Source organism: Mariniphaga sp. (genome assembly GCF_041687215.1).
GTDB lineage: Bacteria > Bacteroidota > Bacteroidia > Bacteroidales > Prolixibacteraceae > Mariniphaga.
This window is the reverse complement of sequence record NZ_JAWLCI010000032.1, coordinates 22,885-38,850: the sequence shown is the minus strand read 5'-3', so window position 1 is coordinate 38,850 and position 15,966 is coordinate 22,885. Positions and strand designations below refer to the sequence as shown.

Genomic DNA, 15,966 nt, shown 5'->3' with positions numbered 1-15,966 from the left:
GCGCCCTGAAAAATGCAAAATTACTTTGGCGAAATAGCAGGATTGCTCACTGCGGTTTTCTGGACTGTAACCAGCATGGCTTTTGAGTCGGCAGGAAAAAAAGTGGGCTCGCTGGCCGTAAATCTCATCCGGCTGGTTATGGCTTTCTTTTTTATTGGCGTTTACAGTTGGATTGCCCGCGGGTTTTTCTTTCCCACCGATGCCACTTTGTTTCAGTGGCAATGGCTGGCGCTTTCGGGTTTAGTGGGTTTTGTTATTGGCGACCTGCTTCTTTTTCAGGCGTTTGTGGTGATTGGCGCACGCATTTCAATGTTGATGATGGCGCTGGCCCCGCCGTTTGCTGCTTTTGTGGGATGGCTAATGTTGGGCGAGGTGCTTACTCCAATGAACTGGCTGGGCATGTCCATTACCATGGCCGGCATTATTATCGTTATTCTGAAACGGGAAAAAACCGAACTGAACGGTTCCATCGTCCGAAAGTTGAAGTCAAGTTACTCTGTTCCGGGAATTCTGATGGCACTTGGAGGGGCGCTGGGGCAGGCTGCCGGGCTGGTTCTCAGCAAAAAAGGAATGGGCAGTTACGATGCTTTTTCTGCATCGCAAATCAGGGTGCTGACCGGAATTGCAGGCTTTGCTATTCTTTTTATTTTTATGAAACGATGGCCACGGGTTTGGGCAGCACTTAAACACGGTTCTGCCATGAAACGAATTACACTTGGTGCTTTTTTTGGCCCGTTTTTAGGCGTTTCTTTTTCGCTGCTCGCGGTTCAACACACCGAAACAGGAATTGCCGCAACACTTATGGCTATTGTTCCGGTGCTTATTATTTTGCCGGCGGTAATTATTTTTAAAGAAAAAGTGAACTGGAAAGAAATTCTGGGTGCAATTGTAACTGTGGGCGGAGTTGCCATGTTTTTTCTTTAGAAATTGCGGAATTGTGAAATTGGTAAAATGCAAAACGGTTAAATTCATGGATTTTTTTTAACCTAAACGCATTCTCGCATTTATGCCATAATGCATTTCTTTCAGTTCAAATATTCCCGCAATTCTGCAAGTTTCATCTGCCGGTCCATGGAAAAGCTGGTGCTTTCGCGGTCAACTTTTTCCAGCAAAAAGAATGATTTTCTGAAAAAATCGAGTTTTTGTTCTGCCTTTTTAGCAAGTTCGCCCTGTTCCTTTAAAACAAATGCAATCATTTCGATATGGTTATTCGTGAACTTTTTTTCTGAAACCAGGAAATCAAGCAGTTCTTCAATGTTCTTATCCAGAATTTGTGTTTCAAGTTTCAGGAAATTATAAAAATAGCGAATCTGTTCTTCTGCTTCTTCTTTTTGTCCTTTCTTTCTGAAATTGAATATTTTCTGAATGACATCGAAAAGCATCATCAGTTGTCGCATTAAATAATCGCGTTCTATTCCCATCTTTTTCCAGTGTTTTTTGTTTAAATGTAATGTTAATTTGAGGAATTTCAATCCATGACCATATTTTCTAATTATTTTGACGATAATATTGATTTCAGCGATGACCTTTCGGAAGGAAAAGACTTTTATTTCGAAAATGGTTACCGGGTAATGACAGCAGATTATTTAATTCGCCGGGGATATTGTTGTGCCAACGGATGCAGGCACTGTCCTTACTGGCCAAAAGCACAAAAAGGGAATACCCGGCTTAAATAGAAGTTTAAAATTGGTTTGAGTTTTTTCAAAAAAGAGGTTTACCGCTGAAAAGCACTGTTAATTGCTGTGAATGTTTATTTTTGCTTCAAATTTATGGGAATGAGAGGAAAAGAGCTTCGGATTGTTTTTATGGGAACTCCCGGTTTTGCGGTGGCCAGTTTAAAAGCACTGGTTGAAAACGATTACAACGTGGTGGGCGTAATTACAGCGCCTGACAAACCCGCCGGAAGAGGTAAGAAATTAACCGAATCGGAAGTAAAAAAATATGCGGTTGAAAAAGGTTTGAAAGTTCTTCAACCTGAAAAGCTGAAAAATCCTGAATTTCAGGAAGAATTAAAATCACTTCAGGCCGATTTGCAGGTGGTGGTAGCTTTCAGAATGCTGCCCGAAACGGTTTGGAATATGCCCCGGCTTGGTACTTTCAATTTGCATGCTTCGCTGTTGCCACAATATCGGGGGGCAGCACCACTCAACTGGGCAATTATTAATGGTGAAACAAAAACCGGCGTAACCACCTTTTTGCTCGACCACGAAATTGATACCGGAAAAATTCTTTTTCGCAGGGAAGTTGAAATAAAAAATAACGACACGGTTGGCGATTTGCACGACCGGTTGATGGAAATTGGAGCAGAATTGGTGCGGGAAACGGTTGACGCATTAGCCAAAGGAAATGTAAAACCGGTACCACAATCTGAAATTCTGCCAGATAATAAAATAAAGCATGCTCCAAAAATTTTTAAGGAAGATTGCAAAATTGACTGGACCAAAAATGTGGAATCGGTTCGTAATTTGATTCGCGGATTGTCGCCCTACCCGGCAGCATGGGCAAATTTGGTGCATAAAGAAACCGGGCGAACGGTGCCGTGTAAAATATTTTTTGCACAACCTGTAATTGCTGTGGAAACTGCCCAGCCTGGAACGATTGATTCAGACGATGAGAATTACCTCAATGTTGCCTGCGCCAATGGTTGGCTTGAAATAACCAATTTGCAGCTTTCGGGGAAAAAACGTCTGAATACTTCTGATTTTTTGCGCGGATTCCGGCATATATTTGAATACCACTTCGAATAAATCCCGTTTTATTCTGTCAGCCTGTCAGAACATTTGACATTGGTTGTTTTCTTCTGATAATCAATTTGGTATTGACAGAATTCCTGACAATTCATTTCTTAAAAATGCAATTTTGTCCTTTTCTGTCTGAAAAAGTGAGCACATCTGCCTTTGGTACAGAATGTGCTTAGGCACTGTGTCGATTTTTGAAAAAAATGTTTAATAATAAAACGTAAAAAACAATGGCAGAGCTAAAAGGTAAAATTCTGGCAGGAAAAATCCTGGTTAAACCCATGGAAGCCGAAGAAAAAACACAAAGTGGGATTATCATTCCCGAATCAGCAAAAGAAAAACCACAGCAAGGAACAGTAGTTCTCGTTGGTGCAGACAAAAAAGACGAACCTATGGAAGTTAAAGTAGGTGACGTTGTTTCGTATGGTAAATACTCCGGCACAGAGTTGCATATCGATGGAGTAGATTATTTGCTCATGTCTCAAACCGACGTATTGTACATTGCTTAATTAAAAATTCAAAAAAAGTAAATAAAAATGGCAAAAGAGATTAAATTTAACATTGATGCCCGTGACAAACTGAAATCAGGAGTTGACCAACTGGCTGATACAGTTAAAGTTACATTAGGACCAAAAGGGCGTAATGTAGTTATCGAGAAAAAATTTGGTGCACCTCAAATTTCAAAAGATGGTGTAACAGTTGCAAAAGAAATTGAGCTTCCTAATGCTTACGAAAACCTGGGAGCACAAATGGTAAAAGAAGTGGCTTCAAAAACCGGCGACGATGCAGGTGACGGAACAACCACAGCTACCGTATTGGCACAGTCCATTATTGCTGTTGGATTGAAAAACGTTACTGCCGGTGCAAATCCAATGGATTTGAAACGCGGTATCGACAAAGCTGTTTTAAAAGTGGTTAGCAACCTGGCAGAACAGGCGCACACCATTGGTGATGACTACAAAAAAATTGAATCTGTAGCCAAAGTTTCTGCAAACAATGATGACACCATTGGTGCGTTAATTGCAGAAGCCATGCAGAAGGTTCACAAAGAAGGTGTTATTACCATTGAAGAATCAAAAGGTACCGAAACTTACGTTGACGTAGTGGAAGGTATGCAGTTCGACCGTGGTTACATTTCTCCCTACTTTGTAACCGACGCCGAAAAAATGGCTGCTGAACTTGAAAATCCTTACATTCTTATCCACGATAAGAAAATCAGCACCATGAAAGACCTGCTTCCTGTTTTGGAACAAACCGCACAGGCTGGTCGTCCGCTGATGATTATTTCTGAAGATGTGGATGGTGAAGCACTGGCAACTTTGGTAGTAAACCGTTTGCGTGGTTCTTTAAAAGTTTGCGCAGTAAAAGCTCCTGGCTTTGGCGACCGCAGAAAAGAAATGCTCGAAGACATAGCTGTTCTGACAGGTGGTTCAGTAATTACCGAAGAAAAAGGCATGAAGCTGGAACAAACTACCCTCGAAATGTTGGGTGAAGCTGAAAAAATTACTGTTGACAAAGAAAATACAACCATTGTTAATGGTTCAGGCGCACCAGATACCATTAAAGCACGCGTTTCCCAGATTAAAAAACAAATTGAAACCACTACATCTGATTACGACCGCGAAAAACTGCAGGAACGTTTGGCTAAACTGGCCGGTGGTGTTGCAGTAATTTATGTAGGTGCCGCTTCAGAAGTGGAAATGAAAGAGAAAAAAGACCGTGTTGACGACGCATTGAGTGCAACTCGTGCTGCCGTTGAAGAAGGAATTGTTCCTGGTGGAGGTGTTGCTTACCTGCGCGCTATTCCTGCACTGGAAGAATTAAAAGGTGAAAATGAAGACGAACAAACTGGTATCGAAATTGTAAAACGTGCCATTGAAGAACCATTGCGGCAGATTGTTGCAAATGCCGGCAAAGAAGGCGCTGTGGTAGTTCAGAAAGTTCGCGAAGGCAAGGGCGACTTTGGTTACAATGCCCGCACCGATAAATACGAAAATCTTTATGAAACAGGTGTTATTGATCCGGCTAAAGTGGCTCGTATTGCGCTGGAAAATGCATCATCCATTGCTGGTATGCTGCTTACTACTGAAGCAGTAATTGTTGAAGAAAAAGAAGACAATCCTCCAATGCCTGCCGGTGGACACGGTGGCATGGGCGGCATGGGCGGAATGATGTAAAAAACTGCTCAAAATATATTTTCAGAAAGCCTTTCCTCACGGGGAAAGGCTTTTTTTTGCCTTCCCAAATCCTGACGATTGTCAGACACTGTTATTTAACATCTTTTTTTTATAGATAAAATACTTAAAGTCAATGGTTTGAATTTTGACTGATTCTCTCAGGCACCCTTATTTTATACAGGTAAGTTGCCTAACTTTACTCAAACATTTTAATTCACTAATGAAATGAAAACAAGCATAAATGATTTTATTGCAGGTCTTGAACAAAGGACTCCCGGAGAAAAAGAATTTCACCAGGCAGTAGAGGAAGTAATAGGTTCAGTTTGGGATTTTTATCAGCAAAATCCACGCTACCAGAAAGCAAATATTCTGGAACGGATGGTAGAACCTGAAAGAGTGATCATGTTTCGGGTTCCCTGGGTTGATGACCAGGGAGAGGTTCGGGTTAACCGCGGTTACCGAATCGAATTCAATTCAGCACTTGGTCCCTACAAAGGAGGACTTCGGTTTCACGCCAGCGTAACCCTAAGTATTCTCAAATTTTTAGGGTTTGAACAAACTTTTAAAAACAGTCTGACAACCTTACCCATGGGTGGCGGAAAAGGCGGTTCTGATTTCAGTCCGAAAGGAAAATCAGACGGCGAAATTATGCGATTCTGCCAGTCGTTTATGAGTGAACTTTACCGGCATATTGGGCCAAATACCGATGTTCCTGCCGGTGATATTGGCGTGGGTGGCCGCGAAATCGGATATCTGTTTGGCCAGTACAAACGCCTGAAAAATGAGTTTACAGGTGTACTTACCGGCAAAGGTCTGGCTTGGGGAGGAAGTCTCATCAGACCCGAAGCAACCGGTTTTGGTGCTGTTTATTTTGCACAGCACATGCTTAAACGTTTGGGTTTGGACGTTGAAGGACTTACTTTCGGTGTTTCGGGTTTTGGAAACGTAGCATGGGGAGCAATAACTAAAATAAACGAACTTGGAGGAAAAGTAGTCACTCTTTCTGGTCCCGACGGCTATATTTACGATTCTGACGGGATAGCTGGCGAAAAAGTGGATTATCTTCTTGAATTGAGAGCAACCAACAATGATGTTGTTGAACCTTATGCACAGGAATTCAATGCTACATTCATTCCCGGAAAACACCCGTGGGAAGTGCCTGTAAATGTTGCCATGCCCTGTGCTACCGAAAATGAAGTGAATCTCAATGATGCCAAAGAATTGGTTAAAAATGGATGTTATTTGCTGACAGAGGCTTCAAATATGGGCTGTACCGCCGAGGCAGTGGATTATCTTGCCGAAAATATTGGGTATGCACCGGGTAAAGCAGTAAATGCCGGTGGGGTGGCAGTTTCCGGCCTCGAAATGTCTCAAAACAGCATGCGCATCAGTTGGCCCCGCGAGGAAGTGGATGCACGGCTCAAGTTAATTATGGAAAACATACATGAAGCCTGTGTTAATTATGGCAAAGTTTCCGGCGCCGGAAATAAAGTAAATTATGTGAAAGGTGCCAATATTGGCGGCTTTGTAAAAGTGGCAGATGCCATGCTGGCACAGGGAGTTGTTTAGTTTCGCGTTTCAGATAGCTGTTTTTCAAGTGTTTTATTCTGAAAAATTTAATCTATTGATAAAATAGAAAATTGTTTCAGGATGAAACACTTTTTTACATTTGTCGAAAATTGAATATTTTTACATGCTGATTGATACACATGCGCATATTTATTCGGAAGACTTTATACACGATGTTGATGAAGTTTTGCAAAGAGCATACGATAATGATGTTAAAAAGATAATTCTTCCGAATATAGACTCAGGATCGGTAAAGCGTTTACTTGACCTGACCGATGCTTATCCTCACTTGTGCTATCCGTTAATGGGATTGCATCCAACTTCTGTTGCGGCCGATTATCACGAAGAATTGGAGGCTGTGGAATACTGGCTTGAAAAACGTAAATTTTACGGTATTGGGGAAATTGGAATTGATTTGTATTGGGATCGGTCCTTTTTAAAGGAACAACAAGACGCTTTCAGGCACCAGATAAAACTGGCAAAATCTCGCCAATTGCCAATAGTTATTCACCTCCGCGATTCTTTCGATGAAACATATTCCATTGTAAAAGAGGAACAGGATGGAAATCTGAAGGGCATTTTTCATTGTTTTACAGGAAATGAAGAAGAGGCGCAAAAAATTACCGATTTGGGTTTTATGCTTGGAATTGGAGGAGTGGTTACCTTTAAAAACAGCAACCTGGCAGGGGTTCTGAAAAATATTCCCCTCAAAAATGTTGTTATAGAAACTGATGCACCTTATTTAACTCCCGTGCCAAAACGCGGAAAAAGAAACGAAAGTGCATACCTGGCTTATGTGGCACAAGCTGTAGCAAAAATTTATGATATTTCGGTAAATCAAGTTGCAGAAATTACAACTGAAAATGCAAGAAACTTATTCGGGATTTAGTTTTTAATACCCATTTTCTTATCAAAACCTATGATTAAAACAAACCAAGAAAAGGCCTCCATTTTAATTATTTATACCGGTGGAACCATTGGTATGGTTCAACGGCCGACTTCCGGAACATTGGCGCCTGTTAAATTTGATCAAATTAAAGAAGAGGTTCCTGAGCTAAATAAATTCAATTATAATATAAAAACCATAACTTTTACTCCGGCTCTTGATTCATCCAATGTTACGCCGGCTATATGGGTTAAAATTGCCAGAACCATCGAAAAAAATTACAATCAGTTCGATGGTTTTGTGGTATTGCATGGCACCGACACCATGGCTTATACCGCATCGGCACTGAGTTACATGTTTGAAAATCTTGATAAGCCAATAATTCTTACCGGGTCACAACTTCCCATTGGAACCCTGCGTACCGATGGTAAAGAAAACCTGATTACCTCTGTGGAAATTGCTGCCGCCAAAGAAAATGGGAAAAGTTTGGTGCCTGAAGTATGTGTTTATTTCGATTTTAAATTGTACCGTGGAAACCGCACAGTAAAACGCGATGCAGATCAGTTCAGTGCATTTCATTCGGTTAATTACCCTGAACTTGCTGTGGCAGGAGTAGATATCAGGTATCGCAAAGAATTTATTCATTACCCTGAAAACAAGGGTATTTTAAAAGTCAATACAAATTTCGATGATCATGTTGTCATTCTTAAAATGTTTCCGGGCATAAACCAAAAGGTATTTAATTCAATTTTATGTCTTTCCGGATTAAAAGGTATAGTGCTGGAAACTTTTGGAGCTGGCAATGTACCAACAACCCGCTGGCTGATAAATTGTGTGAAAAAGGCCATTAAAAACAACATTGTTATTTTAAACGTTACTCAATGCCAGGGAGGTCGCGTTTCCATGGGACAATACGAAACAAGTCTTGAACTGCTTAAAGCTGGTGTAGTTTCCGGTAAAGATTTAACAACCGAAGCAGCTATTACCAAACTAATGTTTTTGCTGGGCCAGGAGCTTCCACCAGAGCAGGTAAAATTCTATCTGAATAAAAATCTGCGCGGGGAAATAAGCGAATAGCCGCATTATTTTCGCAATTTTTTATTATTTTGCGGCACTTTAATTCTGGCATGCCGGAAAACCTGGAGAGATGCAGGAGTGGCTTAACTGGCACGCCTGGAAAGCGTGTGTACCGCAAAACGGTACCGGGGGTTCGAATCCCCCTCTCTCCGCTGAAGAAGAGAAAATGAGTTATTTCGCTTAGTTATATTGAAAAAAAGTTCTTAAAAATATTTGAACAACTAATTTTTTAAGTTATAATATTTGATTATTTCGAGGGAAAACGTGTTATTTGTTGTATAAAATAATGAAATTTACAAAAATTCAAATAAATCAAAAATTCAAGGAGATTATTAATTAAAAATTCAAATTAATTATGAAAAAACTATTCGCGTTAATGGCATTATCAGGAATGCTGTTTTTTATGGCTTCAAATGCTGTAGTTGCACAGGAAGAAGCAGCTGCACCAGCCCAGGAACAGGTTGATTTAACAGCCGACCCCGTTGAAGAAGCGGCAGCTGCTGCTGAAGCAGGACAATCTCTTCACAGCCAGTTGAAACAAAAATTTATTGAAGGTGGCCCCATGTTTATGTCATTTGTGTTAATTGCATTAATACTTGGTTTGGCATTTGCAATTGAAAGGGTTCTTTACCTGAATCTTGCAACAAGTAATACCAAAAAATTGCTTGCCAATGTTGAACAGGCTCTCGAAAGTGGTGGTGTTGAAGCTGCCAAAGATGTTTGCCGTAAAACTCGCGGTCCGGTTGCCAGTATTTTTTACCAGGGACTTGACCGTTTCGACCACGGAATTGAAGTTGTTGAGAAGTCAATTATTTCGTATGGCGGTGTTCAGGCAGGTTTGCTCGAAAAAGGATTAAGCTGGATTGCCCTGTTTATTGCTCTTGCACCTATGCTCGGGTTCTTGGGAACAGTAATTGGTATGATTGGCGCTTTCGACGCCATCGAAGTTGCAGGTGATATTTCTCCCTCACTGGTAGCCGGTGGTATTAAAGTGGCATTGATTACAACAGTTGGTGGTTTGATGGTGGCCATTATTCTGCAGTTTTTTTACAACTATTGTGTTGCCAAAATAGATAGTATCATCAATAATATGGAAGACGCATCTATTTCATTATTAGATTTATTGGTAAAACATCAGTTGAAAAAATAAGAAATTCATGGAAAAAGTAGGAAAAATTGTAACCATAACATTGTGGGGCCTGCTCATTGTTTCAGCGGTTCTTATTGTTTCAATGATGGTAAACATTAGTGAAAATGAGGCCGACCCAACAATGGGAAGTTGGATTAATTCCAACCTGGTATGGTCCTATGTGTTGCTTGGAATAGGTGCTGGAATCGCAGTTCTGGCTGGTTTGTTCCACATGGCAACCGATCTGAATGCAGCCAAAAAAGGGCTAATTTCCCTTGTTTTTTTGGCGGTAGTAGCAGTGGCTTCATACCTGCTTGCTTCGGATACAATTCCGCAGTTTGCAGGTGTGCAGAAATTTATTAATGACGGTACACTGACAACACAAGTGGCCAAAATGGTTGATACCGGATTGTATGCCACATACATTCTGCTGGCACTCGCCATTCTGTCTATTTTGTTCTCTTCAGTAACCCGGTTATTTAAGTAGTTAAAATTGTGGTAATAAAACAGGAAAATAATTATGTCTAGAAAAACACCTGAAGTACCGGCAGCATCTTTAGCTGACATTGCATTTATGCTGCTTATCTTTTTCCTGGTAACAACCACGATGGACGTTGACAGCGGTTTGGAAAGAAGGCTTCCGCAATGGGTTCCACCGGAACAAGTTGATGAAGATCAGCAAATCAAGGAACGAAATGTTTTTGTTGTGCTGGTTAACCGGAATAACGACCTTTTAGTAGAAGGAGAATATGCCAATATTGAAAACCTTCGTGAAAGGGCTAAGGAATTTATGGCAAACCCATACAATGATGAAACCTTGCCCGAGAAAGAGCCCAAACAGGTTCCTTATTTTGGTGAAATGATGATTACTAAGGGAGTAATTTCTTTGAGAAATGACCTGGATACCCAATATGGTACCTATATCGCTGTTCAAAACGAACTGGTTGCTGCCATTAATGAGCTGAGGGATGAATTGGCGCGACAGCAATTTGGAAAACCTTATAACGAATTGGATATGGATCAACAAAATGCTGTACGTGAAGTTTATCCGTCAAGAATCTCTGAAGCTGAACCCAAAAAGGTAGGAGGAAATTAATATGAGTAAATTCAGAAAAAAAGGAGAAAAAGAACTTCCACCCGTATCAACAGCTTCATTACCTGATATCGTTTTTATGTTGCTGTTCTTCTTCATGGTTAGTACAACCATGCGAGAAGTTACCTATATGGTAGATATTACCTTACCCACTGCTACAGAATTAAGCAAGCTGGAAAAGAAGTCACTCGTGAGTTACATTTATGTAGGAGAACCGAAACCCCAATATCAAAGAACTTTTGGGGTGGCTCCACGAATCCAGTTAAACGATCAGTTTGCGAATGTGGCTGATATTCAGGATTACATAATTGCTGAAAGAGAATCTCGTGCTGAGGAAGAAAGACCTCATATGATTACTTCTCTGAAAGTGGATGAAAATACCAAAATGGGTATTGTTAGCGATATTAAACAGGAATTACGCAAATCTGCTGCCTTGCATATTAACTATTCCTCGAGACAGAAGGTAGAAAGATAAAAAAAGTATTCAAAATTATATGAAAAGGGAGGCCATTTGCCTCCCTTTTTAATTTCGGTAATGTCTTACTTTAATTCTTTCTTTCCTCAATTCAGAAGAATTAATTTATTGAAATGCAGGTTGTAAATTAATTCCTTCGGTGAGTTCAAATTCTTTTTAAAACCATTAACCGAAAATCCATAACCTGCTTACCAGGAATTTCGGTTGCTTTCAGTGTTAAAATTCCTTTACCTTTTTTTAGGTGAATTGTACCTAATTTTAATGGTTTGAAATCTTTTACATACGATTCCATCCGCTCCACACGGTCGTTTTCCATCCCCTGCAACGTTGGATTGTGGGCTTCAGAAATTTGTCCTGTAAGTTTTTCGTCTGCAAAGTTCAATTCAAATAAAGCGCCCACATCTTCAGGCGGACAGGTATAATAAATTTCCACCTCGAAATCACCATCCGAAAGTACTTCGGCCTCCCAGGTAATGCTGTCGGAAGTACTTTCCCAGTTGGTGAAAAAGGAATCGTTTGGAAACCGGTTCGAACGCTGAATATTGCCGTGGGCAATTCCATCGCGGGCAGGAATGTGGGTAAACTTGAATTCCGGGTGTCCGATGGTAAAAGTGCGCTCATCGGTTTCAGGCAATTCGCTTAAAACCTCAGCTTCCCAATTTTTTTTAGCTTGCAAAAGTTGGGTTGTAATTTCGGGAAATTTTTCAGAAACATCCTCGTGTTGTCCGGAGTCGCTTTCCATATCAAAGAGTTTACCTTCGTTGTCGAGCCTGAATTGCTGATTGCGAACACTTGTCCTTCCGGCCCAGAAACTGTAAATTAACCGCTCATTCCAGGTTGGATTTGTTTCGGTTAGCAAAGGTTTCAGGCTAACGCCATCTAATGGTTTTTCAGGTTGAAAATCAATTCCGGCCAAATCGGCCAGGGTAGGTAATAAGTCGATGGCACCCGCAATTTCGTTTATTTTTTTTCCGGGCTGTAAAACGCCTTTCCATTTCATAAACATGGGTACCCGAACGCCCCCTTCGTCAGTTGAGCCTTTTCTGCCTTTCATGCCGCCATTCCAGCGCCAGCCATTGGGACCGTTATCTGAAAGGTAAATAATGATGGTATTTTCAGCCAGTTCCAGCTCCTCCACTTTTTCCATAATTCTGCCCACGTTCCAGTCGATGTTTTCGCACATGGCCAAAGCCGCACGGGTAAATGCAATATCTTCCTTTTCCGGTTCGCGGTGAAGCATTTCCAGATCCTTGTTTTCAAACTTGTTCCACCACCTTTCGGGCACCTGCATTGGGCTGTGCGGGGTATTATAAGGCAGATAAAGGAAGAACGGACGGTTTTTGTTTCCTTCAATAAAATCTATTCCCCGGTCGGTCAAATCGTCCACCAAAAATCCGTTTCCTTTTACTATTTCTCCGTTGTGCTCCAGCATCGGACTGAAATAATTTCCCCAGTGGCCGGAGCAAAATCCGTAAAAATCATCGAGTCCTCGGGAATTGGGGTGATAAGGTGGCTGCATTCCGTTATGCCATTTTCCGTAAGCTGCGGTAGCGTATCCTGCACTACTGAAATATTCGGCTATTGTGGATTCATCCAAATCCAACCGCTCGCCTCCGGCAGAAGTGGAGTAAACCCCGCCACGCGGATGGTATCTTCCTGTAAGCATTTCTGCACGCGTAGGAGAACAAACCGGGCTCACATAAAACCGGTCGAAAGTGATGCCTGTTTCTGCAAGACGATCGATGTTGGGCGTTTCGATGTTGGTGTTTCCCGAAATGCTTAAATCGCCCCATCCCTGGTCATCGGTGAGAATAAGGATGATGTTGGGATTCGCCGCTTTTTCAGATTGGTTGCAACTGCTGGTGATGGTTACTATACAAGCCAATAAAAAGAATAATCTTGTCATAATCATCAAAACTATTTTTCCAACTGATTCTCTACCGGTTCAATACCAGCCAGATGTTTCTCCAAAACTTTTCTGATTTCAGCAATTACCTCCGGATGTTCTTCGGCAATGTTGAATTTTTCTGAAGGATCGATATTCACATTATAAAGTAATGGCGTTTCATGAGCCGTTGGCGTATTTAAAATTTCTGTTGGCGGATTGGTAATCGGGTGGGCTGTTTGACTTCCGTATTCATTTTGCGTGATAAAATGAGCTTTGTAATCGCCTTTGCGAATGGCATATACTTTTTGACCCCGGTAATAGAAAATCACATCGCGTTCACTTTTTCCATTTCCAAACAACAGTGGAGAAACATCATAGCCATCGTAAACACGATCTTTAGGAAGTTCAGTGCCCGATAATTTACAGAAAGTGGGAAGCAAATCCATGGTTGTGGCCATGTCCATTACCACGCCCGGTTTTAATTTTCCCGGCCAACGGAAAACGGTGGGTTCGCGCATGCCACCCTCAAACGTTCCGCCTTTTGCACCACGAAGCAATCCGGCTGATCCGCCATGTGTTTTAAATGTGTGCCACGGACCGTTGTCGGAGGTAAAAACCACCAGCGTATTTTCATCAATCCCTTCCTCTTTTAATGTTTTCAGAATTTGACCCACTGACCAGTCGATTTCTTCAATCACATCTCCGTAAAAGCCTGCCAGTGAAACATCTTTGAATTCTTCGGAACGAAATAACGGAATATGTGGCAATGAGTGAGCCATGTAGATAAAGAACGGTTCGTCTTTCAGGTTCTTAATTTTGGCAACTGCTTCTTCGGTGTATCGTTTAGTAATTGTCCGCTGGTCTGCCGGTCGTTCAATGATTTCCTTGTTGCGCATCAGCGGCACATTGTAAGCCTGATAACGTTCATTTTCAGCCAGTGTGAAATGGTCGGTTTTTTCAACCTTATCCATATCGTTGGAGTAAGGAATTCCGAAATAACTGTCGAATCCGTGGTCGGTTGGAAGGTGCGGCGATTTATGCCCCAGGTGCCATTTTCCAATGGCGGCAGTCTGGTAACCGTTTCCTTTCAACGCCCGGGCAATGGTAATTTCGCTTTGCGGCAGCCCACCATTGGAATCGGGGAACAGCACCCGCCGTTTATCACTGCACATGCCCGAACGAATGGGTAACCGTCCTGTGAGTAATCCGGCACGGCTTGGTGTGCAAACCGGCGCTGCCACATAAAAACTGGTCCATTTTTGTCCTTCCACTGCCATTTTGTCCAGGTTGGGTGTTTTTATGGTAGGATGTCCGAAAATGCCCAAATCGCCGTAACCGAGGTCATCTGCAAAAATTACGATAAAGTTGGGTTTGGTAGCATTTTCATTTTTGATATCTGCTGCTGTTGCAGATTGCTGGCCTGCCAGCCCAAAAGAAAGCAGTCCGGCAAGTGCAATCGATTTGGTTTTGAATGATTTCATTTTATTTTAATTGTTAATTCAATTTTTCTCCGGTCCATCGGTCAAAAGTGTCGGGTGATGGATTTTCAGGGACTTTGTCGTCAAACTCAACAATCCAGTTATCGAGTAACTTACGCATTTCATCCAGAGCATTCGCATATTCCGGATTTCCGGCCAGGTTGCTATGTTGGAACGGATCGTTTACCAAATCAAACAATTCTTCCGCCTTACGTGGCGCTATAAAACAATCCAACTGGTTTTCGTTCAACTCACTGTCTTTGTGCATTTTAATCATTTCCTGGTAAGTGATGCTGCGCACTGCATCGGCAGGTGGCGAGGCATTCAATTCGGGAAATGCATTTCGTATGTAAAGATACTTGTGGTTTCTGATAGCCCTTTCGTGTGCCTGAAAATCATGCCAGTTGTGTTCAGCGGCGATGTAATCCCTGGTTTTGGCATCATTGTCTTCTAAAACAGGAACAAAAGAAAACCCCTGGAAAGTTTCTGAGATATCTGCTCGGGCCAGTTCGCAAAATGTTGGAGCAATGTCGATGGAGCTAACCAGTGCATCGGATGTTCCTTTTTTCAGTTTGTCCGGCCAGCGTACAATAAACGGCGTTTTAATCCCGCTGTCGTACATACGTGTTTTGGCCCGAGGAAAAGGTCGTCCATTATCGCTCATGTAAATGACCAGCGTGTTTTCGTCCACTCCCTGGTTTTTAAGCTCGGCCATTACTTCACCGATGTAGCTGTCCATCCGGGAGATTTCGTCGTAATAAAGCGCCAAATCTTTTCGTGTGGAATCATTGTCGGGCAAATAGGGCGGAACGATTACATCTTCCGGATGGTGCGGTTCTGGAATGGCGTTGGGGAAATAATTGCGGTGCGGATCGAGTGCCGCCAGCCATAAAAAGAAAGGTTTGTCTTTGGGCCTGTTTTGCAGCGCTTCTACCCAGTGTTCACAACCGCTGGGCGAACCGCCGTAAATGGAATCGAACTCCGCGCGTTTTGGACCGATGTGGTATTTACCGGCCACGGCGGTGAAATAACCTGCCTTTTGTAATTCGCCGGCAAATAAAAGCTGGTTGGCAGGCAACGGCATGTGCAGTTCGGGCGCTCCTGTACTGTGGGGGTATCTGCCTGTTAAGATACTGCATCTGCTTGGGCTGCATGAACTTGTGGTTAAAAATGCATTGTTGAAAACCACCCCTTCTTCTGCCAGTTTGTTGATATTCGGTGTTTTAATGTTATGATTTCCATAGGGACCGCAATCGTTCCAGGCGGCATCGTCTGCTATAAAAACGATGAAATTTGGTTGTTCGGGTTTTTCTTCTGCTTTTTGGCTGGAACAGGATGCAATCGTTAATAAACTTAATCCACTTATTAGAAGTTTGGTTTTGAATGCAGTCATGGTAATTTTTTTATTTTTTAATTATTTAAACCTTGAAGGTTTTCAAAACCTTCAAGGTTTAAT

16 protein-coding genes and 1 tRNA gene are annotated in these 15,966 nt (G+C 41.9%); 13 read left to right on the top strand and 4 right to left on the bottom strand.

The features are described from left to right. Positions 1-12: 12 nt before the first annotated feature. On the top strand, positions 13-924 hold the full coding sequence (locus ACESMA_RS12330) for a DMT family transporter (protein WP_372949132.1): 912 nt from the start codon (positions 13-15) through the stop codon (positions 922-924). A 101-nt stretch (positions 925-1,025) separates the two neighbouring features. Here ACESMA_RS12330 and ACESMA_RS12325 read toward each other — a convergent pair whose 3' ends face one another. Next, positions 1,026-1,421, bottom strand: coding sequence for a hypothetical protein (locus tag ACESMA_RS12325; RefSeq protein WP_372949131.1), 396 nt, complete (start codon positions 1,419-1,421; stop codon positions 1,026-1,028). 54 nt (positions 1,422-1,475) lie between these two features. On the opposite strand from ACESMA_RS12325, the gene ACESMA_RS12320 reads away from it, so the two are divergent. The 12 genes from ACESMA_RS12320 (at position 1,476) to ACESMA_RS12265 (ending at position 11,144) form a co-directional block, all read left to right on the top strand. Next, the gene (locus tag ACESMA_RS12320; RefSeq protein WP_372949130.1) at positions 1,476-1,676 is read left to right on the top strand and encodes a DUF5522 domain-containing protein; all 201 of its coding nucleotides are present in this window, start codon (positions 1,476-1,478) and stop codon (positions 1,674-1,676) included. Positions 1,677-1,775: 99 nt separating this feature from the next. Beyond that, complete coding sequence (gene fmt / locus ACESMA_RS12315) at positions 1,776-2,747, top strand: methionyl-tRNA formyltransferase (protein WP_372949129.1); 972 nt, start codon at positions 1,776-1,778, stop codon at positions 2,745-2,747. A gap of 221 nt (positions 2,748-2,968) precedes the next feature. Next, on the top strand, positions 2,969-3,247 hold the full coding sequence (gene groES, locus ACESMA_RS12310) for a co-chaperone GroES (RefSeq protein WP_372949128.1): 279 nt from the start codon (positions 2,969-2,971) through the stop codon (positions 3,245-3,247). Between the two features lie 27 nt (positions 3,248-3,274). Then, positions 3,275-4,915 carry a chaperonin GroEL gene (gene groL / locus ACESMA_RS12305; RefSeq protein WP_372949126.1) on the top strand — a complete coding sequence of 547 codons (1,641 nt, stop codon included), beginning with the start codon at positions 3,275-3,277 and terminating at the stop codon, positions 4,913-4,915. Positions 4,916-5,140: 225 nt separating this feature from the next. Then, positions 5,141-6,484, top strand: coding sequence for an NADP-specific glutamate dehydrogenase (gdhA, locus tag ACESMA_RS12300; protein ID WP_372949125.1), 1,344 nt, complete (start codon positions 5,141-5,143; stop codon positions 6,482-6,484). Between the two features lie 124 nt (positions 6,485-6,608). Then, on the top strand, positions 6,609-7,373 hold the full coding sequence (locus tag ACESMA_RS12295) for a TatD family hydrolase (protein ID WP_372949124.1): 765 nt from the start codon (positions 6,609-6,611) through the stop codon (positions 7,371-7,373). Between the two features lie 30 nt (positions 7,374-7,403). After that, on the top strand, positions 7,404-8,447 hold the full coding sequence (locus tag ACESMA_RS12290) for an asparaginase (protein WP_372949123.1): 1,044 nt from the start codon (positions 7,404-7,406) through the stop codon (positions 8,445-8,447). Positions 8,448-8,511: 64 nt separating this feature from the next. Then, positions 8,512-8,599: transfer RNA gene (locus ACESMA_RS12285), tRNA-Ser, on the top strand. Positions 8,600-8,802: 203 nt separating this feature from the next. Continuing rightward, positions 8,803-9,597 carry a MotA/TolQ/ExbB proton channel family protein gene (locus ACESMA_RS12280; protein ID WP_372949122.1) on the top strand — a complete coding sequence of 265 codons (795 nt, stop codon included), beginning with the start codon at positions 8,803-8,805 and terminating at the stop codon, positions 9,595-9,597. Between the two features lie 7 nt (positions 9,598-9,604). After that, positions 9,605-10,063: a hypothetical protein gene (locus tag ACESMA_RS12275; protein ID WP_372949121.1), complete on the top strand. Its 459-nt coding sequence runs from the start codon at positions 9,605-9,607 to the stop codon at positions 10,061-10,063. Between the two features lie 33 nt (positions 10,064-10,096). Next, positions 10,097-10,672, top strand: coding sequence for a biopolymer transporter ExbD (locus tag ACESMA_RS12270; RefSeq protein ID WP_372949120.1), 576 nt, complete (start codon positions 10,097-10,099; stop codon positions 10,670-10,672). Position 10,673: 1 nt separating this feature from the next. Further along, positions 10,674-11,144 carry an ExbD/TolR family protein gene (locus tag ACESMA_RS12265; protein ID WP_372949119.1) on the top strand — a complete coding sequence of 157 codons (471 nt, stop codon included), beginning with the start codon at positions 10,674-10,676 and terminating at the stop codon, positions 11,142-11,144. A gap of 145 nt (positions 11,145-11,289) precedes the next feature. Here ACESMA_RS12265 and ACESMA_RS12260 read toward each other — a convergent pair whose 3' ends face one another. The 3 genes from ACESMA_RS12260 to ACESMA_RS12250 are packed head-to-tail and all read right to left on the bottom strand — an operon-like array spanning position 11,290 to position 15,903. After that, positions 11,290-13,056 carry an arylsulfatase gene (locus ACESMA_RS12260; RefSeq protein WP_372949118.1) on the bottom strand — a complete coding sequence of 589 codons (1,767 nt, stop codon included), beginning with the start codon at positions 13,054-13,056 and terminating at the stop codon, positions 11,290-11,292. 5 nt (positions 13,057-13,061) lie between these two features. Next, on the bottom strand, positions 13,062-14,513 hold the full coding sequence (locus ACESMA_RS12255) for a sulfatase (RefSeq protein ID WP_372949117.1): 1,452 nt from the start codon (positions 14,511-14,513) through the stop codon (positions 13,062-13,064). Between the two features lie 13 nt (positions 14,514-14,526). Beyond that, positions 14,527-15,903, bottom strand: coding sequence for a sulfatase (locus ACESMA_RS12250; protein ID WP_372949116.1), 1,377 nt, complete (start codon positions 15,901-15,903; stop codon positions 14,527-14,529). Positions 15,904-15,966: the final 63 nt, after the last annotated feature.